The sequence below is a fragment of the Saccharopolyspora erythraea genome (assembly GCF_018141105.1).
In the GTDB taxonomy this organism is placed as follows: Bacteria; Actinomycetota; Actinomycetes; order Mycobacteriales; family Pseudonocardiaceae; genus Saccharopolyspora_D; species Saccharopolyspora_D erythraea_A.
The window spans coordinates 2785259-2805064 of record NZ_CP054839.1 but is presented as its reverse complement, the minus strand read 5'-3'; the positions used below and the strand labels follow the sequence as shown (position 1 = coordinate 2805064).

The window sequence follows — 19806 nt, the reverse complement described above, 5'->3', positions numbered from 1 at the left end:
GCAGCCGGAAACGACTTTTCCGCTTCACAGGTGGTGAAACTCGTCAGCGGGCAAGGCGCAGGGTGGTGTGGAAGTTGTCGAAGGTGGCGGGTAGCCGGCCCTGCGGGCCCAGGGCCGGCCCCTTGCCGCGCTCGAACTCCGCGTCGCGCATCAGCACCGCGAGCAGTGTGCTGGTCACCAGCAGTACAAGGTTCTCGCCGGGGCAGCGGCCCGGACCCACGCTGAAGGGCACGAGGGCGCAGTGGTGTTCGGCACGGCCGTCAAGCCATGCCTCGGGGGTGAAGGTGTGCGCGAAGTCCGCCGCGCTCCGGCGCGAGGACCAGCACGAGTGGACGAAGCCGTGCGCGCGCCGGTGGTGAGCGCCGCGGAACCTTCGGAGTCATCCGGTTTTCCCTTCCGCCGCGGTGATCCAGAGGTACCCGGGGAAATCGCCGCCTACACCGCGTTGCGGCGAGGGGGAAACCAGACGCGGTCAGCCGTTCACCCGGCGAATCCGCTCGAAAGTCCACTGGTGGGCCGGTCTCGCGATCAGTTCCCGCGGAGGATCCGGCAGGAAGACCGGCTCACCGGGGAAGTGGGCGACGACGACCACCCTGTCCTCTGTGGACCGGTAGACATCGGCTGCGCTCGCGTTCCGCAGCAGCGGCAGCGCGGTCCGGTCGACCCAGTCGAGAAGCTCGGGCATCCGATCCGGGACCGCCCGCACCTCCCACATCAACGAGTCGTCCATCTCAGGCCCCTTCCCGCAGCGGCGGCACCGCAGGAAGCTCGCGGGCGGCGTCGATGTCGGCCCGCGTCATCCGGAAAGCCTGCGGATAGGACTCGCGGCGGGTCCGCCGATCAGGCTCGGTGGTGCGCCAGGCGTAGAGGCAACGGGCGCACTGCAACACCTCCCACACCCCCGCGACCGGCGACACCGCCAGCCGCCGCACCTCCTGCCACGCGCAGCGCGGACACATCATCGCGACCTCCTCCTTGCGCGGTGCGGTCACTTCCGGCTCATCAGCTCTTGCAGCTTCCCGACCCACGCCGCCGCCTCGGGCAGGTCGGCGACCGGCTGGCTGTAGTGGCCGCGCGCGTCGGGAGCCACCGGGGTCGTCGCGTCGATCACCAGCTTGTTGGAAATCCCCGGCGGCTGCGATCCCGGATCGAGCTCCAGCACCGACATGCCGGGCAGGTTCACCAGGTCCCCCGCCGGGTTGACCTTGGTCGACAGCGCCCACATCACCTGCGGCAGGTCGAACGGGTCGACGTCCTCGTCGACCACGATGACGAGCTTGCAGTAGCCCAGGCCGTGCGGGGTGGTCATGGTGCGCAACCCGACGGCCTTGGCGAACCCGCCGTAGCGCTTCGCGGTCGACACGATCGCCAGCAGCCCGTGGGTGTACATCGCGTTGACCGCGCGCACCTCCGGGAACGCCTCCTTGAGCTGCTGGTACAGCGGCACGCAGGTGGCCGGGCCGATCAGGTGGTCGACCTCGGTCCACGGCATGCCCAGGTACAGCGACTCGAAGACCGGGTCGGTCCGGTAGGAGATCCGGTCCACGCGCACAACGGGCATGCTGCGACCGCCGGAGTAGTGCCCGGTGAACTCGCCGAACGGTCCCTCGATCTCGCGCTCGCGGCCCTCGACGACGCCCTCCAGCAGCACTTCGCAGCCCCAGGGCACGTCGAAACCGGTGAGCGGTGCCGTGGCGATGGGCGCCGGGGCGCCGCGCAGCGCACCGGCCATCTCGTACTCCGACTGGTCGTAGGCCAGCGGGGTGCCCGCCACGATCGAGATCATCGGGTCGTTGCCCAGGGCGATGGCCACCGGCAGGTCCTCGCCCGCCCGCTCGGCCTCGTCCAGGTGCAGCGCGATGTCGTGCATCGGCACCGGCTGCAGGCCGAGCCTGTCGCGGCCCTTGACCTGCATCCGGTACACGCCGACGTTCTGCTTGCCGAAGTCGTCCGGGGCCTGCGGGTCGCGGGAGACCACAGCGGCCTTGTCGACGTAGAAGCCGCCGTCGCCGTCGTTGAGGCGGAACAGCGGCAGCACCGAGAAGAGGTCCACCTCGTCGCCTTCGAGGGCGTTCTCGGCGAACGGCGGGTCGGCGCGGCGCTCGGGCGGCACCGGGAAGTCCTCCCAGCGGCGGACGAACTCCTCGACCTGCTCCCTGGTCGAGGTCGTCGCGGGCATGCCCATCGCGACCGCGTGGTTGGCCCAGGACCCGTGCACGTTGAGCGCGACGCGGGCGCTGGTGAAGCCGGCGATGTCGTCGAAGTACAGCGCGGGTGCGCCGGAGCCCAGCCGGGACGCCGCGTTGGCCGCGGCACCCAGGTCGGGTTCGGGCATCACCTGTTCGGCGACGTGCAGCAGTTGCCCCTGCTCGTCGAGCGCGGTCAGGAAGGACCGCAGATCGTCGTACGCCATCGGTTCACCCCTTCAGTCGGTGGTCCCGCGCGCCGCGGCGAGCCCGCGCCAGCGGCGCGCGGGGGCGGGCAGGTCGAACTGGTCCAGCACCCGGGCCACGACGTGGTCGACGACGTCGTCGACGGACTCCGGGTGGTTGTAGAAGGCGGGCATCGGCGGCACCACCACCGCGCCCATCCGCGAGAGCGCGAGCATGTTCTCCAGGTGGATCTCGCTCAGCGGCGTTTCACGCGGTACGAGCACGAGTTTGCGGCGCTCCTTGAGGACCACGTCGGCGGCGCGTCCCACGAGTCCGTCGGCGTAGCCGACGCGGATGCCCGCCAGGGTCTTCATGCTGCACGGCGCGATGATCATGCCGTCGGTGCGGAACGAGCCGGAGGAGATGGTGGCCGCCTGGTCGCCGGAGCCGTGCACGACGTCGGCCAGCGCGGCGACCTCGCGCGCGGTGCGCGGGGTCTCCAGCTCGATCGTGGTGCGCGCCCACCTGCTCATCACCAGATGCGTCTCCACCTCCGGCAGGTGGTGCAACACCTCCAGCAGCCGCACTCCGAGGGGCGCGCCGGTGGCACCGGTCATCCCGATGATCACCCGCATGTTCCCTCCAATAGTTCGTACACGAACGTTCGTATACACACTACCATCGAGTCGTGGTGCGGATACCCCGCGATGCGTGGCGCCCGATTCGTCTAGGGTTCGTGCCACGGGCGGCGCAGCCGCCTGAGCCGAGAGTTCCCCGGAGCGAGAAGTCGTCCGAGGTCGCACTCTGACCCGCTCCGCGAGCCGCCTTCCCGAACCACTCCCTAGCCGCCGGAGACCTCAAGTGGAACTGGACCAGCCCGTCTTCCACCTCATGCGGCGGGCGCTGCAGGAGCACGGCGCGCACTGGCAGGCACGGCTGCCCCACCTCACCAAGCCCCAGTACGCCGTGCTCAGCGCGGTCAGCCGCAAGCCGGGCATCGAGCAGGCCGCGCTCGGCCAGCTCGCGGCGATCGACAAGGCGACGCTGGCGTCGCTGCTGCTGCGCCTCGAGCAGCGGGGGCTGGTGCGGCGCACCGTCGACGACACCGACCGCAGGCGCAGGCTCCTGGAGCTGACCGACGAGGGACGCGCGGAGCTGCGCACCAGCGAGCCGGTCGCCGACGCCATCGACACCGGAATGCTGGACAGGCTGACCGCACGGGAGCGCGAACAGCTGCGCCGGCTGCTGGGCAAGCTCGCACCCGGCAACGGCGAGCCGCCGCAGGCCTGAGTGCCTGCCTTTGGTCTTTGAAGCGGCACAGCCGCTTGGCCCACCCCGGCAAACCGCCACCCAGGGTGAATTGAAGACGGCCGAGCGGACCCGAAAACGCCGACCGGGGCCCCTCGCGGACGAGGAGCCCCGGTCGATGCCGTGCCGTCAGGCGAGCAGCAGTTGCGCCAGCTCGTCGCGGACGCGGCGCGCCGCCGAGCGCAGGCCGCCGACGTCGGGGCCGTGGTGCAGCACGTCGCGGGCCGTGGCGGGCAGGACCTGCGGCAGGGCAGGCCCGAACACCGCGCGCAGGTCGGCCACGGTCGCCCCCTGCGCCCCGAGCCCCGGAGCCAGGATCGGGCCGTTGAGCTTGGAGAAGTCCAGCTCACCCGGCTTGATCGTGGCCCCCGCGACGACGCCGACGTAGCCCATCGGGTCGACGCCGGCGTTGGTCTCCGCCGCCGAGTCCACGATGTACTGGGCGATCGAGTCACCGCTGCCGTGCACCGAGCGCTGGAGTCCGGCACCCTCCGGGTTCGACGTCCGGGCCAGCACGAACACCCCGCGCCCGGTCTGCTCGGCGATGCCGATGGCCGGGGCCAGCGAGCCGTAGCCCAGGTAGGGCGACGCGGTGATCGCGTCGGCCGCCAGCGGCGAGTGCTCGTCGAGGTAGGCCATGGCGTAGGCGGTCATCGTCGAGCCGATGTCGCCGCGCTTGACGTCGAGCAGCACCAGCGCCCCGGCCTGCCGGGCCTCGGCGATGGTGCGCTCCAGCACCGCCACCCCGGCCGAGCCGTAGACCTCGAAGAACGCCGACTGCGGCTTGAGCACCGCGACCTCGCCGGCCAGCGCCTCCACCGCCGTCAGCGCGAAGCGCTCGAGGCCGCTCGCGTCCTCCGGCAGATCCCAGGCGCTGAGCAGCGCCGGGTGCGGGTCGATGCCCACGCACAGCGGTCCGCGCGCGGCCGTCGCGTCGGCCAGGCGCTGCCCGAAGCCCTGGGTCATCATCCCTCACCGCCCTGCCGCAGGGCCGCCTGCAACGCCTGCAGCGGACGGACACCGATGTTGCCGCGGATGGCGGCCTCGATGCCCTGCACGGCGGCCGCGGCACCCTGCACCGTGGTGATGCAGGGGATGTCGCGCGACACCGCGGCGGTGCGGATCTCGTAGCCGTCGACGCGCGGACCCGGGTTGCCGTAGGGGGTGTTGATCACCATGTCGACCTCGCCTGCCTTGATGAGGTCGATGACGTCGCGACCGTCCCCAGCGGACTCGCCGTGGGCGTCCTCGTTGTGCTTGCGGACCACGGTGCACGGAATCCCGTTGCGCCGCAGCACTTCCGAAGTGCCGCTGGTGGCCAGGATCTCGAAGCCGAGGTCGGCCAGCCGCTTGACCGGGAACACCATGGAGCGCTTGTCCTTGTTGGCCACCGAGACGAAGACCCGGCCCGAGGTCGGCAGCGAACCGTAGGCGCCGGCCTGGGACTTGGCGAACGCCTGCCCGAAGGAGGTGTCGATGCCCATGACCTCACCGGTGGACTTCATCTCCGGCCCGAGCAGCGAGTCCACGCCGTGGCCCTCCGGCGTGCGGAACCGGTGGAACGGCAGCACGGCCTCCTTGACCGCCACCGGCGCGTCGATCGGCAGGTCCGCGCCGTCGCCGACCGCGGGCAGCATGCCCTCGCCGCGCAGGTCGGCGATCTTGGCGCCGAGCATGATCCGCGACGCGGCCTTGGCCAGCGGCGCCGCGGTCGCCTTGGACACGAACGGCACCGTCCGCGAGGCGCGCGGGTTGGCCTCCAGCACGTAGAGCACGTCGTCCTTGAGCGCGTACTGCACGTTGAGCAGGCCGCGCACGCCGATGCCCTTGGCGATGGCCTCGGTGGACCGGCGCACCTTCTCGATGTCCTGGCGCCCCAGCGTGATCGGCGGCAGCGCGCACGCCGAGTCGCCGGAGTGGATGCCGGCCTCCTCGATGTGCTCCATCACGCCGCCGAGGTAGACGTCGGTGCCGTCGCAGAGCGCGTCGACGTCGATCTCGATGGCGTCGTCGAGGAAGTTGTCCACCAGCACCGGGTGCTCCGGGGTGACCTCGGTGGCGCGGGCGATGTAGTTCTCCAGCGACGGCTCGTCGTAGACGATCTCCATACCGCGGCCGCCGAGCACGTAGGACGGGCGCACCAGCACCGGGTAGCCGATCTCGTCGGCGATGCGCTTGGCGCCCTCGAACGAGGTCGCCGTGCCGTACTTCGGCGCGGGCAGCCCGGCCCCGGCCAGCACGTCGCCGAACGCGCCGCGCTCCTCGGCCAGGTGGATCGCCTCCGGCGGCGTGCCCACGACCGGCACCCCGGCGTCGGCCAGCCGCTGCGCCAGGCCCAGCGGGGTCTGCCCGCCGAGCTGCACGATCACCCCGGCCACGGTGCCCGAGCGCTGCTCGGAGTGCACGACCTCCAGCACGTCCTCGAACGTCAGCGGCTCGAAGTACAGCCGGTCGGAGGTGTCGTAGTCGGTGGAGACGGTCTCCGGGTTGCAGTTGACCATCACCGTCTCGAACCCGGCGTCGCGCAGCGCCTGCGCCGCGTGCACGCACGAGTAGTCGAACTCGATGCCCTGCCCGATCCGGTTCGGCCCGGAACCGAGGATGATCACCTTCGGCTTGTCGCGCTGCTCGGTGACCTCCGACTCCGCCGCCGGGTCCGACTCGTAGGCCGAGTAGTGGTACGGCGTGCGCGCCGCGAACTCCGCCGCGCAGGTGTCGACCGTCTTGTACACCGGCCGCACACCCAGCCGGTGCCGCAGCGAGCGCACGCCGTCCTCACCGGCCAGCTCCGTGCGCAGCGCGGCGATCTGGCGGTCCGACAGCCCGGCCCGCTTGGCGCGGCGCAGCAGCCCCGCGTCCAGAACCGGTGCCTCCACCAGCTCGGCGCGCAGCTCCACCCACGCCGCGATCTGGTCGACGAACCACGGGTCGATCCCCGAGGCATCGTGCACCTGCTGCACAGTGGCGCCCAGCCGCAGCGCACGCTCCACCGTGTACAGACGGCCGTCGTGCGCCGTGCGCAGATCGTCCAGAGTGGACGTGAGTGTGACGCCGTCGGGATCGGACTTGGTCCAGAAGCCAACCGCCTTGGTCTCCATCGAGCGCAGGGCCTTGCCCAGTGCCTCCGAGAAGCTGCGGCCCAGCGCCATCGCCTCGCCGACGCTCTTCATCGTCGTGGTCAGCGCGGGGTCGGCACCCGGGAACTTCTCGAACGCGAACCGCGGCACCTTCACCACCACGTAGTCCAGCGTCGGCTCGAAGCTCGCCGGGGTCTCGCCGGTGATGTCGTTGCGGATCTCGTCGAGCGTGTAGCCGATCGCCAGCTTCGCGGCGATCTTGGCGATCGGGAAGCCCGTCGCCTTCGACGCCAGCGCCGACGACCGCGACACCCGCGGGTTCATCTCGATCACGACCATGCGACCGGTGTCCGGGTGGATCGCGAACTGGATGTTGCAGCCGCCGGTGTCCACACCGACCTCGCGCAGCACGTCGATGCCGACGTTGCGCATGTGCTGGTACTCGCGGTCGGTCAGCGTCATCGCCGGGGCCACGGTCACCGAGTCACCGGTGTGCACGCCCATCGGGTCGATGTTCTCGATCGAGCAGATCACCACGACGTTGTCGGCGTGGTCGCGCATCAGCTCGAGCTCGTACTCCTTCCACCCGAGCACGCTCTCCTCGATCAGCACCTCGTGCACCGGCGACTCGGTCAGCCCGAACGAGGCCATCCGCTCGAGCTCCTCGTGGGTGTGGGCCATCCCGGACCCCAGGCCACCCATGGTGAAGCTCGGCCGGATGACCACCGGCAGGCTGTGCTCGGCGACGAAGGACCGGACCTCCTCCATCGACTTGCACACCGCGCTCTCCGGCACCTCGCCGCCGATGCTGCGCACGATGTCCTTGAACCGCTGCCGGTCCTCGCCGCGCTCGATCGCGTCGATGTCGGCGCCGATCAGCTCGACCCCGTACTTCTCCAGCACGCCGCGCTCGTGCAGCGCCATCGCGGTGTTCAGCGCCGTCTGCCCACCCAGCGTGGCCAGCAGCGCGTCCGGCCGCTCGGCGTCGATGACCTTCTCCACGAACTCCGGCGTGATCGGCTCGACGTAGGTCGCGTCGGCGAACTCCGGGTCGGTCATGATCGTCGCCGGGTTGGAGTTGACCAGGCTGACCCGGATGCCCTCCTCGCGCAGCACCCGGCACGCCTGCGTACCGGAGTAGTCGAACTCGCACGCCTGGCCGATCACGATCGGACCCGACCCGATGACCAGAACGTGTTTGATGTCAGTCCTCTTCGGCATCAGCGCGCCTCACTCATCATGTCTACGAACTGGTCGAACAGGGGGGCGGCGTCGTGCGGACCCGCCGCCGCCTCGGGGTGGTACTGCACGCTGAACGCGGGGCCGTCGAGCAGCCGGAGCCCTTCCACCGCACCGTCGTTGGCGCAGTGGTGGCTGACCATCGCGCGGCCGAAGTCGGTGTCGAAGCGCTCGCCGGGCTCGCCCTCGACGGCGAAACCGTGGTTCTGCGCGGTGATCGCCACCCTGCCGGTCTCGGCGTCGATGACCGGGATGTTGATCCCGCGGTGGCCGTAGCGCAGCTTGTAGGTGCCCCGGCCCAGCGCGCGGCCGAGGATCTGGTTGCCGAAGCAGATGCCGAACAGCGGCAGCTTGCGGTCCAGGGCCTGCCTGGTCAGCTCGACCTGCTGGTCGGTGGTGGCCGGGTCGCCGGGGCCGTTGGACAGGAACAGCCCGTCGGCCCCGACCGAGAGCACCTCCTCCAGCGTGGAGGTCAGCGGCAGCACGTGGACCTCGATGCCGCGCTGGGCCATCATCCTCGGGGTGTTGGACTTGATGCCCAGGTCCAGCGCGGCGACGGTGAACCGCTTCTCCCCGACCGCCGGGACCACGTAGGGCTCGGCGGTGGTGACGTCACCGGCCAGGTCGGCGCCGACCATCCCGGCGCTGGCGACGACCTTCTCGACCATCTCCTCGTCGGAGCGCAGGTCGTGGCCGGAGAAGATCCCGCCGCGCATCGCGCCGTGCTCGCGGACGTGCCGGGTCACGGTGCGGGTGTCCAGACCGGAGATGCCGACGATGCCCTGCCGCCGCAGCTCCTCGTCCAGCGGGCGCAGCGAGCGCCAGTTCGACGGCACCCGGGCAGGGTCGCGCACCGCGTACCCGGCGACCCAGATGCGGGCCGACTCGTCGTCCTCGTCGTTCCAGCCGGTGTTGCCGATCTGCGGCGCGGTCTGCACCACGATCTGGCGGTGGTACGACGGGTCGGTCAGCGTCTCCTGGTAGCCGGTCATGCCGGTGGAGAACACCACCTCGCCCAGGGTGCTCCCCTCGGCGCCGTAGGCGTCTCCCCGGAAGATCCGACCGTCCTCCAGTACCAGCGCCGCAGGCGTGTGCGCGGTCATAGTTGCTCCTCCTGCCGCGGACTCGCGGTCTCCTCCGGGGTGGCCAGTGCCCGCACTGCCTCGACCCACTCGTTGTGCACTTCCTTGTCGTCGCAGCGGAACCCGGTGTCCAGCGACTGCTCCCCCAGCCGCCAGGTCACCACCAGCAGCCCCGCTCCGGGCACGACCTTGTTCGCCAGCTTGTGATCCACGCGGGCGTCCTGGACCGACCCGGCGGGGATCCACAGCGGACTCGCGCCGTCGCGGTCGATCCGCAGCCCCGACCGGTGCAGGTGTGCGGTGCCGTTCGCGCGGTGCCCGACATCGCCGACGGCGATGCGGTCCTGCCAGTCACCGGCCGTCGTGGTGCCGACGTACATGCCGGTCGCGGCCGCGATCAGTTCCGCCCCGGCGTCTTCCGGCGCCTCCGGGAAGCCGGGCAACTCCGCGGCCTGCCGCCGCGCCCGGTTCACCCAGCCCCGGCGCATCCCGAAGAACACCAGCGCCGCCAGCGCCAGCATCCCCAGCACCCACAGCAAGCGCTCCAGCTCCATCAGCGCCTCACCTTGCCCTCGACCGCCGTGATCGTCCCGCGCAGCATCGTGGCGACGACCCGCCCGGGCAGCTCCATGCCCTCGTACGGCGAGTTCTCGGCGATGCTGGCCAGCTCGGCACCGCGCACGGTCCAGCGCGCACCGCCGTCGACCAGCACCAGGTTGGCCGGCTCGCCCGCGGCGACCGGACGTCCCTGGTCGGCCAGCCCCGCGATCTCGGCAGGCCGCTCACTCATCACCCGGGCCACGCCGCGCCAGTCGAGCAGCCCGGTCTCGACCATCGTGGCGACCACGACGCCGAGCGCGGTCTGCAGTCCCAGCATGCCCGGCCGGGCCGCCGACCACTCGCAGGTCTTGTCCTGGTCGGCGTGCGGGGCGTGGTCGGTGGCCACGCAGTCCACGGTGCCGTCGGCCAGCGCCTGCCGCAGCGCGCGCACGTCGTCGTCGGTGCGCAGCGGCGGGTTGACCTTGTAGAGCGGGTCGTAGCCGGTGAGCAGGTCGTCGGTCAGCAGCAGGTGGTGCGGCGTGACCTCGGCCGACACCCGGCCCGGGCGCTCCTGCGACTTCCACCAGCGCAGGATCTCGGCGGTGCCCGCGGTGGAGACGTGGCAGACGTGCAGCGTGCCGCCGGTGTGCCCGGACAGCAGGCAGTCGCGGGCCACGATGGCCTCCTCGGCCGGGGCGGGCCAGCCCGCCAGGCCGAGCCTCGCGGCGTTGGCGCCCTCGTGGGCCTGCGCGCCGGAGGTCAGCCTCGGCTCCTCGGCGTGCTGGGCGACGACACCGCCCAGCGCCCTGGTGTACTCCAGCGCCCGCCGCATGATCAGCGGGTCGTGCACGCAGTGGCCGTCGTCGGAGAACAGCCGCACCCCTGCCGACGAGCGCGCCATCGTGCCGAGCTCGGCCAGCTTCTCGCCGGCCAGGCCGACGGTGACCGCGCCCACCGGGTGCACGTCGACCAGGCCGACCTCGCGGCCCCGCCGCCACACGTGCTCCACGACCACCGCGTTGTCGGCGACCGGGTCGGTGTTGGCCATGGCGTAGACCGCGGTGTAGCCGCCCAGCGCCGCGGCCACCGAACCGGTCTCGATCGTCTCGGTGTCCTCGCGTCCCGGCTCGCGCAGGTGGGTGTGCAGGTCCACGAAGCCGGGCAGCGCGACCGCGCCGCCCGCGTGCACGATCTCGTCGGCGTCGACCCGCAGGTCCGCGCCGATCTCGGCGATCACCCCGCCGTCGACCAGCAGGTCGACCGGCTCACCCTCGCCGTAGGGACGAACATCCTTCAGCAGCACCCGGCTCATGCCCGTCCCGCCTCTCCGCGATTCACAGTGGTGGTTGCATCCAGCATCAATCTCACGTTTCGCGGTTTCCTGTGACTGGGTTGCGTCACGGTCCCCTGAGGTGCGGTTGAGCAGAACTCAAGTTGACACAGCCTGCTCATGCGCCGATCTCCTCTCCGGCCAACAGGTGGTAGAGCACGGCCATCCGCACGTGCACGCCGTTGCGGACCTGCTCGGTGATGGCCGCCCGCGGGGAGTCGGCCACCGCGGGGGCGATCTCCATGCCGCGCAGCATCGGTCCGGGGTGCAGCACCACGGCGTGCTCGGGCAGCCTGGCGAGCCTGGCCTCGTTCAGGCCGTAGGCGATCGAGTACTCGCGCGCCGACGGGAAGAACCCGCCGTGCATCCGCTCGGCCTGCACTCGCAGCAGCATGACCGCGTCGAGCCCGGGCAGTTCCGGATCGAGCTCGTGGCGGACCTCGGCACCCCAGTGCTCGACGCCGGTGGGGACCAGCGTCGGCGGCGCGACCAGCACGACCTGCGCGCCGAGCGTGCGCAGCAGGTGCACGTTGGAGCGCGCGACCCGGCTGTGCAGCAGGTCGCCGACGATCGCGATGCGCCTGCCCGCCAGCTCGCCCAGCCGCTCGCGCAGGGTCGCGGCGTCCAGCAGCGCCTGCGTCGGGTGCTCGTGCATGCCGTCACCGGCGTTGACGACCTGGGTGCCGGTCGGCTCCAGCCAGCCCGCCAGCCGGTGCGCGGCACCGGAGGCCGGGTGGCGGACGATCACGCAGTCCGCGCCCGCCGCCGACAGCGTCAGCGCGGTGTCGCGCAGCGACTCGCCCTTGCCGACCGACGAGCCGCCCGCCGACACGTTGATCACGTCGGCGCTCATCCACTTGCCCGCGACCTCGAAGGACACCCGGGTCCGGGTGGAGTTCTCGTAGAACATCGTGACCACGGTCCGCCCGCGCAGCGTCGGCAGCTTGCGGACCTCCCGGCCGAGCAGGGTCTGCTTGAGGGTGCCCGCGGTGTCGAGCACGGCGGTCGCGGTGGCCGCGTCGAGCCCCTCGGTGGACAGCAGGTGGCGCATCAGGACTCCTCCCCGCTGCGGCGCAGGACCACCGCGTCGGCCTCGTCGACCTCGGTGAGCCGCACGGCGACGTCCTCGCTGCGGGAGGTCGGCACGTTCTTGCCGACGTAGTCGGCGCGGATCGGCAGCTCCCGGTGGCCCCGGTCGACCAGCACGGCCAGCTGCACCGCGCGCGGGCGGCCCTGGTCGCGCAGGGCGTCGAGGGCGGCGCGCACCGTGCGGCCGGAGTAGAGGACGTCGTCGACGAGCACGACCAGCGCGTCGTCGATGCCGTCGGCGGGCAGGCTGCTCGGCTCGAGTGGACGGTTGGGTCGTTTGCGCAGGTCGTCGCGGTAGAGGGTGATGTCGAGGGTGCCGGTGGGCACCGTCACACCGCTGAAGTCGCTGATCTTGGCGGCCAGCCGGTCGGCCAGCGGGGCGCCCCGCTTCGGGATGCCGAGCAGGATGATGTCGCTGCCGCCGGTGTCCAGAGCGGTCTTCTCGATGATCTGGTGCGCGATCCTGGCTATCGTGCGCGCAACGTCACCGGCCGACAGGAGCTCGCGCTCCTCGGCCGGGTCCGCCGCGCCCGCCTTGTGGCGTGACGCCACGGTGGACCTCCTTCCCCGCCTCACTGGACGGGTCCTTAAAGGATGGTTTCGGGTCCTCTCCCGACGGCGGTCGCCGACTGGGGAGGACGGGTGTTCCGCGACGGGAAGATCCACGCCAGTGCCGCTGCTACAAGCCGCACGGCAGGGTGTCCGCCGGGCCCGCGTTGTACGCTACCAATGCGTGCAGGTCAATCGTCCGGGTGGTGTGGTGGTACTCGCCCCCCTGCGAACGAAGACCAACTTGACCTGGTGACGCTCGCGAGCGAACATTACTCTCCGTATCGATCTGAACTTGCCTCCTCGGCATCCGGTATCGGCTGACGGGGCGAATGAAACGGAGAAACGCCACATGGGCGACTACGCCAAGGCGCTGGGCGGCAAGCTCCGCGCTATCCGCCAGCAGCAAGGTCTCTCGCTGCACGGCGTCGAGCAGAAGTCAGGCGGGCGGTGGAAGGCCGTGGTCGTCGGGTCCTATGAACGTGGCGATCGCGCGGTGACCGTGCAGAAGCTGGCCGAGCTGGCCGACTTCTACGGGGTCCCGGTCGCGGAGCTGCTCCCGGAGGGCCGGGTGCCTTCCGGCGCCGAGCCCGCCACCAAAGTCGTGATCAACCTGGAGCGGCTGCAACAGCTCCCGGCCGAGAAGGTGGGCCCGCTGGCCCGCTACGCGGCCACCATCCAGAGCCAGCGCGGCGACTACAACGGCAAGGTGCTCTCCATCCGCACCGAGGACCTGCGATCCCTGGCCATCATCTACGACATGACACCCGGCGAGCTCACCGAGCAGCTCATCGACTGGGGCGTGCTTCCGCCCGAAGCGCGCCCGGCTCGGGAGGAGTGACGAAATAGCGGAGGCCCACCCGATCGGGTGGGCCTCCGCCGTTGTGCCATCGTTCGCTCCCGTCGGCGCGGGAGCGGCCTCGATGCCGCGTTTCTCCCCTGGTCAGCTTCCTGCCGACCCGCCGGCGGCGCCGGGCCGGGTCGCGGGGCGGCACGCCCGCCCGCGACCCCTCGCGGCTACTCGGTGGCGGGGTTCGCGCCGCGCAGCGTGCTGCGCAGGCGGTCGCCGATGCCGGCGATGCGCCCGAGCACGCCGTTGACGAAACGCGGCGAGTCGTCGGTCGACAGCGCCTTGACCAGCTCGACCGCCTCGTCGATGGCCACCGCCGGGGGCACGTCGTCGCTGCGCCACAGCAGCTCGTAGAGCCCCAGCCGCAGCACCGCGCGGTCCACCGCGGGCATCCGCGCCAGGGTCCAGCCCTCGGCGTGCTCGACGAGCAGCTCGTCGATGCGCTGCCGGTTCGCGGTGACGCCCTCGACCAGGGTCACCGTGTAGTCGTTGACCGGCGGCAGGTCCGGAGAGCCGACCCGCCCGGAGAGCAGCGTGACCGCGTCCTCCCCGCGCAGGTCGGCCTCGTAGAGCACGTCCACCGCGCGTTTGCGGGCCTTGTTGCGTGCGCCCACCTCACACCCACTTCCCGGCAGCGCCGCGCCTCGCGCGGGCGCCGCCGACGGGGCCGACAGGGGCCGTCACTTGGTGCTGACGCGGCCGAGGTAACGGCCGTCGCGCGGGTCGACCTTCACCTTGTCGCCGGTGTTGAGGAACAGCGGGACCTGGATCTCGGCGCCGGTCTCCAGGGTGGCGGGCTTGGTGCCGCCGGTGGAGCGGTCGCCCTGTACGCCCGGGTCGGTGTGCTGGATGTTCAGCTCGACCGAGGCGGGCAGCTCGACGTAGAGCGGGTTGTCGTCGTGGCGGGCGACCACGACCTGGCTGTTCTCCAGCATGTAGTTGGCCGCGTCACCGACGACCGAGGCGGCCACGCCGACCTGGTCGTAGGTGTCGGGGTCCATGAAGACGTAGTCGGTGCCGTCGTTGTAGAGGTAGGTCATCTCGCGGCGGTCGACGTTGGCGGTGTCGACCTTCACGCCCGCGTTGAAGGTCTTGTCCACAACCTTGCCCGAGAGCACGTTCTTCAGGGTGGTGCGCACGAAAGCGCCGCCCTTGCCGGGCTTGACGTGCTGGAAGTTCACGACGGACCAGAGCTGGCCGTCGAGGTTGAGCACCAGTCCGTTCTTCAGATCGTTCGTGGAAGCCACGTTCGGGGTCTCTCCTGTGGTGATGGCTGCGGTGTTTCTCATCGGCGCGTTGGCGTGCTGCCGACGCGGGGCGCACGTCGCGCTCAGACGGCGATGAGCTCCTTCGTCGTCAAGGTGAGGAGCTCCGGCGTGCCAGGACGCACGACCAGTGTGTCCTCGATGCGGACGCCGCCACGCTCCGGCAGGTAGACGCCGGGCTCGACGGTGACCGCCATCCCGGCGGCGATTCTACCGTCTCCCCGCTGGGACAACGCCGGTGCCTCGTGGATCTCCAGGCCCACGCCGTGACCCAGGCCGTGCAGGAACCGGTCGCCGTAGCCGGCCTCCTCGATCACCGCGCGGGCGGCGGTGTCGACCTCGCGGACGTCGGCGTCGACGGCCACCGCGTCCCGGCCCGCGGTCTGGGCGGCGAGCACGAGCTCGTAGATCTCCTGCTGCCACTGCGCGGGCCTGCCCAGCACCAGCGTCCGGGTCATGTCGGAGTGGTAGCCGTCGACCAGCGCGCCGAAGTCGATCTTGACGAAGTCGCCGGGGGCCAGCGCCGCGTCGGTGGGCCGGTGGTGGGGCACCGCGGAGTTGGCGCCCGCGGCGACGATGGTGTCGAACGACGGCCCGGCGGCGCCGTGGTCGAGCATGCGGCCCTCGAGCTCGCGGGCCACCTCCAGCTCGGTGCGCCCGGGCCGCAGGCCGCCGTGCTCGATGAGGTCGGCCAGCGCCCGGTCCGCGGCCGCGCAGGCCATCCGCAGCGCGTCGATCTCGGCCTCGTCCTTGATCAGCCGCAGCCGCTCGACCAGCCCCGGGGCGCGCACCAGCTCGGCCGCGCCAGCGGCCTCGGCCAGCACGTCACGGCCGTCGACGGTCACGTGGTGGCTCTCGAAACCGGTCCGGCTGTGGGCGCCCGCGTCGGCGGCGATCCGCTCGGCCAGCGCCAGCGCGCTCGCCCGCTCGATGACCTGCTCCAGGTCGGGGACCTCGGCGGCGGCCTGGGTCAGGTACCGGCCGTCAGTGCAGAAGACGGTGCGGGCCTCCGCACCGGGCTCGTCCGCTGCGTGCACCACCAGGGCGGCGTTGGAACCGGTGAAGCCGGTGAGGTAGCGGACGTTGAGCAGGTCGGTCACCAGCATCGCGTCCAGCTCGCGTTCGCGGAGGCCGGTGCGCAGGTCGTGGCGGCGACGGGCGTGCGTTTCGGACATGGAACGCAGCCTAACGGCTGGACGCGCCCGCCGACCGCGGTCGAAGGGCTCTCGGCGCAAAGCCGCCAACCGCTGGTCGCGGCGTCCCGGATCGCGGCTGGGCGGCATCGTCGGTGGGCACGGCTAACCTGCGGTGCATGCGGACGGAGTTGTCCTGGACGGCGGTGCGCGGCCCGGTCGGCGAGGTGACCGCGGTGGCGGGCGAAGCCGGACTGGTGCAGGTGTGCTTCGGGGGACCGGAGCAGGTGCTGCCGCGGTACGCCGAGGCCGTGCTGGTCGAGTCCGGCGAGCCGGCCCTGCGGGCGGGTGCCCAGCTCGAGGAGTACTTCGCGGGCCGGCGACGCGAGTTCGACCTGCCCGTCGACTGGTCGAACGTCGAAGGGCTGCGGCTGCAGGTGCTGCGGACCCTCCACGAGCAGGTCCCCTTCGGACGCACGCTGAGCTACCGGGAGCTGGCGCGGCTCGCCGGTCGCCCGGAGGCCGCCCGCGCGGTCGGGACCATCATGGGCAGCAACCCGGTGCCGATCGTGGTGCCCTGCCACCGGGTGGTGGCCAGCGGCGGCGGGCTGGGCGGCTTCGGGCCCGGCCTCGAGGCCAAGCGCAGGCTGCTGGTGCTGGAGGGCGCGCTCGACGCGACGCTGCTCGAGCTCGACATGCTGGCCTGAGTCCGCACCGGGAGCGGCGCGCGGCGTCACCGCCCGGTGGCCGCCGGTTCCTTGCCCGGCTCGGCATGCGGGACGGGCCGGGCCTTGCGGACCGACAGCGAGAACGCCGTGGCGAGCAGGCACAGCAGTCCCGCCCCGTACCAGGCGGCGGCGTAGTCGCCGAACTGGTCGCGGACCACTCCGGCGATGCTCGCGATGGCCGCCGCGCCGATCTGGTGCGAGGCGAACACCCACCCGAAGACGACCGAGGCCCGCGGGCCGAAGTGCTCGCGGCACAGCGCCATCGTCGGCGGCACGGTGGCGATCCAGTCCAGGCCGTAGAAGACCACGAACAGCACCATCTGCGCTCCCGGCGTGGGCGCGAAGAGCTGCGGCAGGACGAACAGCGACGCACCGCGCAGGGTGTAGTAGACGGCCAGCAGGATCCGCGGGTTGAACCGGTCGGTCAGCCAGCCGGAGAGCACCGTGCCCGCCACGTCGAACACGCCGATCACCGCGAGCAGGCCCGCGGCCGTGGTCTGCGGCATGCCGTGGTCGTGCGCCGCGGGCACGAAGTGGGTGTTGACCAGACCGTTCGTGCTCGCCCCGCAGATCGCGAACGCGGCCGCCAGCAGCCAGAAGGCGGGCGTGTGCGCCGCGTCGCGCAGCGCGGTGAGCGCGGCCGCCGCGGCGTTGCCGGTGCGCGGTTCGGGCAGCGGTTCGCTCGCCCCGTAGGCCAGCACCCCCACGTCGGCGGGGCGGTCGCGCAGCAGGAGCCAGACCAGCGGCACGATGGCCAGCGCCGCTGCGGTGACCAGCAGGGAGGCCGAGCGCCAGCCGTAGGCCCCGGCCAGGTGGGCCACCAGCGGCAGGAAGACCAGCTGTCCGGTGGCGCTGGCCGCGGTCAGCACCCCGCTCACCAGGCCGCGCCGGGCGACGAACCAGCGGTCGACCACCGTGGACACGAACGCCAGCGCCATCGACCCGGTGCCCAGCCCGACCAGCAGCCCCCAGCAGAGCACCAGCTGCCAGCTCGCGGTCATGAACACGGTGAGCCCGCTGCCGGTCGCGACGAGCAGCAGCGCGCACACCGTCACGACCCGGATGCCGAAGCGCGCCATCAGCGCCGCGGCGAACGGCGCGGTCAGGCCGTAGAGGAGGAGGTTGAGCGACACAGCGAGCGAGATCGTGCCGTGCGGCCAGCCGAACTCGTGGTGCAGCGGGTTCATGAGCACACCCGGCACCGAGCGGAACGCGGCCGCTCCCAGCAGGGCGACGAACGCGACCGCGGCGACCCACCACGCGGGGTGGAAGCGCCGCACTTCAGGGGACGTTTCGATCACGTGCAACACCTTCGGCGACGAGGGCCGGTGCCGACGAGTGGCCGGGCGGCCAATATATGGCAGGATCTTGCCATGGCTGCTGAGTCGCGCACGTCCGCCCACCGCGTGCTGGTGCTGGGTGTGTCCGAGGTCGTCGGCTTCGACCTGACGATCCCCTCACAGATCCTGGCCAAGGCCGAGGGCGCCGACGGCGAGCGGCTCTACGACGTGCGCGTCGGCAGCCTCGACGGCGGCCCCATCCGCACCTCTTCGGGCTACTCCGTGCTGCCCGAGGTCGACCGGGACTTCCTGGCGGACACCCTGATCGTGCCCGGCACCTACGTCGCCGGGCCGTGCACCGACGGGACCCTGCCCGCCGACCTCGCCGGCTACTTCGCGGCGCTGCCCGACCGCACCCGCATCATGTCGATCTGCACCGGCGCCTACGTGCTGGCCGCGGCCGGGCTGCTCGACGGCCGTCCCGCGACCACGCACTGGGCCCACGTGGACCACTTCCGCCGCCTCTACCCCGCCGTGGACCTGCACCCGGACGTGCTGTTCGTCGACGACGGCGACGTGCTGACCTCGGCGGGCGTGGCCGCCGGGATCGACCTGTGCCTGCACGTCATCCGCCGCGACCACGGCAGCGAGGTCGCCAACCGGGCCGCCCGCCGCAGCGTCGTGCCGCCGTGGCGCGAGGGCGGGCAGTCGCAGTTCATCGAGCGCCCGCTGCCCGAGGCCACCGGCGGCGGCACCGCCGCGGCGCGCGAGTGGATGCTCGAGCGGCTCGCCGAGCCGCTCACGCTGGCGGCCATGGCCGAGCGGGCCGGGATGAGCGTGCGCACCTTCGCCAGGAAGTTCCGCGCCGAGACCGGGTGCAGCCCGCTGGACTGGCTGCTCCAGCAGCGCATCGAGCACGCCCGGCGGCTGCTGGAGTCCACGGACCTGGCCGTCGACAGGGTCGCCGAGCAGTCCGGCCTGGGCAGCGGCTCGTCCCTGCGGGCGCACCTGCGGCGGAAGCTGGGCACCACGCCGATCGCCTACCGGCGGACCTTCCGCACCAGGACCGAGGACATCCGGGCCTAGGAGACCGGGGCGGCCTGCCGCACCGGCGAGGCGTCGATGAACCACTCCCGGCCGAGCAGCAGCGCGAACACCGGCAGCGGGAGCCGGATCAGCAACCGCAGGAGCGGCGAGAGGCGCCCGGTGCCGTGCACCTGCGACCGGTGGGCGGCCAGGGCGGCGCGCTTCTGGCGCGCGAAGCGCCGCACGTCGATCCGGTGCGTGATCGCGGCGCGCGGGCTGTAGGCGTGGTCCAGGGCGGCGGGGTCGAAGCGCACCGGCAGCCGCAGCAGGCGCGCCAGTCCCAGCAGCCGGGCGACGCCGTCGCGCGGCATCGTCGCCTCCAGCACGCGCGGGACGCCGGCCAGCTCCGCGGCGAGCTTGCCCACCTCGTGCACCTTCACGTGGTCGCGGTGGCCGTAGCCGCCGTTGCCGTCGTAGCTCAGCAGCATCCGCACCTCCTCCTCGCGCAGGACGGCGGCCAGCCGCTCGGCGGCTTCGGCCGTGCCCGCCCGCACGAACCGCGTCCGCCCCGGCGGGTCCGGGAACAACACCTCGCCGTGCCCGCTGTCGGCGTAGCCGAGGTGCACGACGCGCGCGACGCCGAGGGCCCGCGCACTCGCCCGCAGCTCGTCCAGGCGGCTCGGCACCCGCTCGGTGCCCGCGTGCACGACGCCGTCGGTCGCGACCACGACGACCACCCGGTGCCCCTCGGCGGCGGCACGGGCGAGCGTGCCGCCGGTCATGAACACCTCGTCGTCGGGATGGGCGTGCAACGCCAGCACAGTCGCCATGGATCTCGGTCCTCCCGCGGCTCGTCCCGGTTGCCGGCTCGTCCCGGTTGCCGGCTCGTCCCCGTTCCGGCTCGTCTCCGCTCCCGGCAACCCTGGAGCAACCGGCCC

Annotated in this window: 20 protein-coding genes and 1 pseudogene; 4 read left to right on the top strand and 17 right to left on the bottom strand. The window is 72.1% G+C overall.

Going from position 1 to position 19806, the window contains the following annotated elements; translation table 11 throughout:
- Positions 1–43 precede the first annotated feature (43 nt).
- The 5 genes and pseudogenes from HUO13_RS38055 to HUO13_RS13070 form a co-directional block, all read right to left on the bottom strand.
- A pseudogene (locus tag HUO13_RS38055) lies at positions 44–277 on the bottom strand (cytochrome P450); the annotation flags it as partial.
- A gap of 195 nt (positions 278–472) precedes the next feature.
- Positions 473–730 carry a hypothetical protein gene (locus HUO13_RS13085; RefSeq protein WP_211901645.1) on the bottom strand — a complete coding sequence of 86 codons (258 nt, stop codon included), beginning with the start codon at positions 728–730 and terminating at the stop codon, positions 473–475.
- A 1-nt stretch (position 731) separates the two neighbouring features.
- A complete protein-coding gene (locus HUO13_RS13080) occupies positions 732–992 on the bottom strand; it encodes a non-oxidative hydroxyarylic acid decarboxylases subunit D (RefSeq protein ID WP_249124749.1) in 261 nt (86 codons plus the stop codon).
- Positions 989–2413: a non-oxidative hydroxyarylic acid decarboxylases subunit C gene (locus HUO13_RS13075; RefSeq protein ID WP_211901644.1), complete on the bottom strand. Its 1425-nt coding sequence runs from the start codon at positions 2411–2413 to the stop codon at positions 989–991. Before HUO13_RS13075 ends, HUO13_RS13080 begins: the two co-directional genes overlap by 4 nt.
- Positions 2414–2425: 12 nt before the next feature.
- Positions 2426–3007: a non-oxidative hydroxyarylic acid decarboxylases subunit B gene (locus HUO13_RS13070; protein ID WP_211901643.1), complete on the bottom strand. Its 582-nt coding sequence runs from the start codon at positions 3005–3007 to the stop codon at positions 2426–2428.
- A gap of 226 nt (positions 3008–3233) precedes the next feature.
- On the opposite strand from HUO13_RS13070, the gene HUO13_RS13065 reads away from it, so the two are divergent.
- On the top strand, positions 3234–3662 hold the full coding sequence (locus tag HUO13_RS13065; RefSeq protein WP_249124746.1) for a MarR family winged helix-turn-helix transcriptional regulator: 429 nt from the start codon (positions 3234–3236) through the stop codon (positions 3660–3662).
- Between the two features lie 147 nt (positions 3663–3809).
- Here the strand turns inward: HUO13_RS13065 and pyrF are convergent, their stop codons facing one another.
- From pyrF to pyrR, 7 genes are all read right to left on the bottom strand, one after another.
- Entirely contained in the window at positions 3810–4646 is an 837-nt protein-coding gene (pyrF, locus tag HUO13_RS13060; protein WP_211902856.1) for an orotidine-5'-phosphate decarboxylase, read from the bottom strand.
- Positions 4646–7978, bottom strand: a complete 3333-nt coding sequence (carB, locus tag HUO13_RS13055) for a carbamoyl-phosphate synthase large subunit (RefSeq protein WP_211901642.1) — start codon at positions 7976–7978, stop codon at positions 4646–4648. The genes pyrF and carB overlap by 1 nt, the downstream gene beginning before the upstream one ends.
- Positions 7978–9099, bottom strand: a complete 1122-nt coding sequence (gene carA / locus HUO13_RS13050; RefSeq protein ID WP_211901641.1) for a glutamine-hydrolyzing carbamoyl-phosphate synthase small subunit — start codon at positions 9097–9099, stop codon at positions 7978–7980. Before carA ends, carB begins: the two co-directional genes overlap by 1 nt.
- Positions 9096–9632 carry a transporter gene (locus HUO13_RS13045; protein WP_211901640.1) on the bottom strand — a complete coding sequence of 179 codons (537 nt, stop codon included), beginning with the start codon at positions 9630–9632 and terminating at the stop codon, positions 9096–9098. Before HUO13_RS13045 ends, carA begins: the two co-directional genes overlap by 4 nt.
- Positions 9632–10930 (bottom strand): dihydroorotase, encoded by a 1299-nt coding sequence (locus HUO13_RS13040; RefSeq protein ID WP_211901639.1) that lies wholly within the window; start codon positions 10928–10930, stop codon positions 9632–9634. The genes HUO13_RS13045 and HUO13_RS13040 overlap by 1 nt, the downstream gene beginning before the upstream one ends.
- A gap of 136 nt (positions 10931–11066) precedes the next feature.
- Entirely contained in the window at positions 11067–11999 is a 933-nt protein-coding gene (locus HUO13_RS13035) for an aspartate carbamoyltransferase catalytic subunit (RefSeq protein ID WP_211901638.1), read from the bottom strand.
- Complete coding sequence (gene pyrR / locus HUO13_RS13030) at positions 11999–12589, bottom strand: bifunctional pyr operon transcriptional regulator/uracil phosphoribosyltransferase PyrR (RefSeq protein WP_211901637.1); 591 nt, start codon at positions 12587–12589, stop codon at positions 11999–12001. Before pyrR ends, HUO13_RS13035 begins: the two co-directional genes overlap by 1 nt.
- 349 nt (positions 12590–12938) lie before the next feature.
- On the opposite strand from pyrR, the gene bldD reads away from it, so the two are divergent.
- On the top strand, positions 12939–13427 hold the full coding sequence (gene bldD / locus HUO13_RS13025; protein WP_009943043.1) for a transcriptional regulator BldD: 489 nt from the start codon (positions 12939–12941) through the stop codon (positions 13425–13427).
- A gap of 176 nt (positions 13428–13603) precedes the next feature.
- On the opposite strand, the gene nusB is transcribed toward bldD, so the two are convergent.
- The 3 genes from nusB to HUO13_RS13010 all read right to left on the bottom strand — a co-directional run bounded on the left by nusB (position 13604) and on the right by HUO13_RS13010 (position 15876).
- Complete coding sequence (nusB, locus tag HUO13_RS13020) at positions 13604–14050, bottom strand: transcription antitermination factor NusB (protein WP_211901636.1); 447 nt, start codon at positions 14048–14050, stop codon at positions 13604–13606.
- Positions 14051–14116: 66 nt separating this feature from the next.
- Positions 14117–14683, bottom strand: coding sequence for an elongation factor P (gene efp, locus HUO13_RS13015; RefSeq protein ID WP_211901635.1), 567 nt, complete (start codon positions 14681–14683; stop codon positions 14117–14119).
- Positions 14684–14766: 83 nt separating this feature from the next.
- Entirely contained in the window at positions 14767–15876 is a 1110-nt protein-coding gene (locus HUO13_RS13010; protein ID WP_211901634.1) for a M24 family metallopeptidase, read from the bottom strand.
- A 137-nt stretch (positions 15877–16013) separates the two neighbouring features.
- On the opposite strand from HUO13_RS13010, the gene HUO13_RS13005 reads away from it, so the two are divergent.
- On the top strand, positions 16014–16541 hold the full coding sequence (locus tag HUO13_RS13005; protein WP_211901633.1) for a methylated-DNA--[protein]-cysteine S-methyltransferase: 528 nt from the start codon (positions 16014–16016) through the stop codon (positions 16539–16541).
- A gap of 26 nt (positions 16542–16567) precedes the next feature.
- On the opposite strand, the gene HUO13_RS13000 is transcribed toward HUO13_RS13005, so the two are convergent.
- Positions 16568–17872: an MFS transporter gene (locus HUO13_RS13000; protein WP_211901632.1), complete on the bottom strand. Its 1305-nt coding sequence runs from the start codon at positions 17870–17872 to the stop codon at positions 16568–16570.
- 63 nt (positions 17873–17935) lie between these two features.
- On the opposite strand from HUO13_RS13000, the gene HUO13_RS12995 reads away from it, so the two are divergent.
- Positions 17936–18928: a GlxA family transcriptional regulator gene (locus HUO13_RS12995; protein WP_211901631.1), complete on the top strand. Its 993-nt coding sequence runs from the start codon at positions 17936–17938 to the stop codon at positions 18926–18928.
- Here HUO13_RS12995 and HUO13_RS12990 read toward each other — a convergent pair.
- Entirely contained in the window at positions 18925–19698 is a 774-nt protein-coding gene (locus tag HUO13_RS12990) for a PIG-L deacetylase family protein (protein ID WP_211901630.1), read from the bottom strand. The genes HUO13_RS12995 and HUO13_RS12990 overlap by 4 nt on opposite strands.
- Positions 19699–19806: the final 108 nt, after the last annotated feature.

Bases quoted from the DNA above. Each gene is read 5' to 3' on its own strand.
- HUO13_RS13085 (WP_211901645.1), bottom strand. From the start codon at position 730: ATGGACGACTCGTTGATGTGGGAGGTGCGGGCGGTCCCGGATCGGATG.
- HUO13_RS13075 (WP_211901644.1), bottom strand. From the start codon at position 2,413: ATGGCGTACGACGATCTGCGGTCCTTCCTGACCGCGCTCGACGAGCAG.
- HUO13_RS13070 (WP_211901643.1), bottom strand. From the start codon at position 3,007: ATGCGGGTGATCATCGGGATGACCGGTGCCACCGGCGCGCCCCTCGGA.
- pyrF (WP_211902856.1), bottom strand. From the start codon at position 4,646: ATGACCCAGGGCTTCGGGCAGCGCCTGGCCGACGCGACGGCCGCGCGC.
- carB (WP_211901642.1), bottom strand. From the start codon at position 7,978: ATGCCGAAGAGGACTGACATCAAACACGTTCTGGTCATCGGGTCGGGT.
- carA (WP_211901641.1), bottom strand. From the start codon at position 9,099: ATGACCGCGCACACGCCTGCGGCGCTGGTACTGGAGGACGGTCGGATC.
- HUO13_RS13045 (WP_211901640.1), bottom strand. From the start codon at position 9,632: ATGGAGCTGGAGCGCTTGCTGTGGGTGCTGGGGATGCTGGCGCTGGCG.
- HUO13_RS13040 (WP_211901639.1), bottom strand. From the start codon at position 10,930: ATGAGCCGGGTGCTGCTGAAGGATGTTCGTCCCTACGGCGAGGGTGAG.
- HUO13_RS13035 (WP_211901638.1), bottom strand. From the start codon at position 11,999: ATGCGCCACCTGCTGTCCACCGAGGGGCTCGACGCGGCCACCGCGACC.
- bldD (WP_009943043.1), top strand. From the start codon at position 12,939: ATGGGCGACTACGCCAAGGCGCTGGGCGGCAAGCTCCGCGCTATCCGC.
- HUO13_RS13010 (WP_211901634.1), bottom strand. From the start codon at position 15,876: ATGTCCGAAACGCACGCCCGTCGCCGCCACGACCTGCGCACCGGCCTC.
- HUO13_RS13005 (WP_211901633.1), top strand. From the start codon at position 16,014: ATGCGGACGGAGTTGTCCTGGACGGCGGTGCGCGGCCCGGTCGGCGAG.
- HUO13_RS12995 (WP_211901631.1), top strand. From the start codon at position 17,936: ATGGCTGCTGAGTCGCGCACGTCCGCCCACCGCGTGCTGGTGCTGGGT.
- HUO13_RS12990 (WP_211901630.1), bottom strand. From the start codon at position 19,698: ATGGCGACTGTGCTGGCGTTGCACGCCCATCCCGACGACGAGGTGTTC.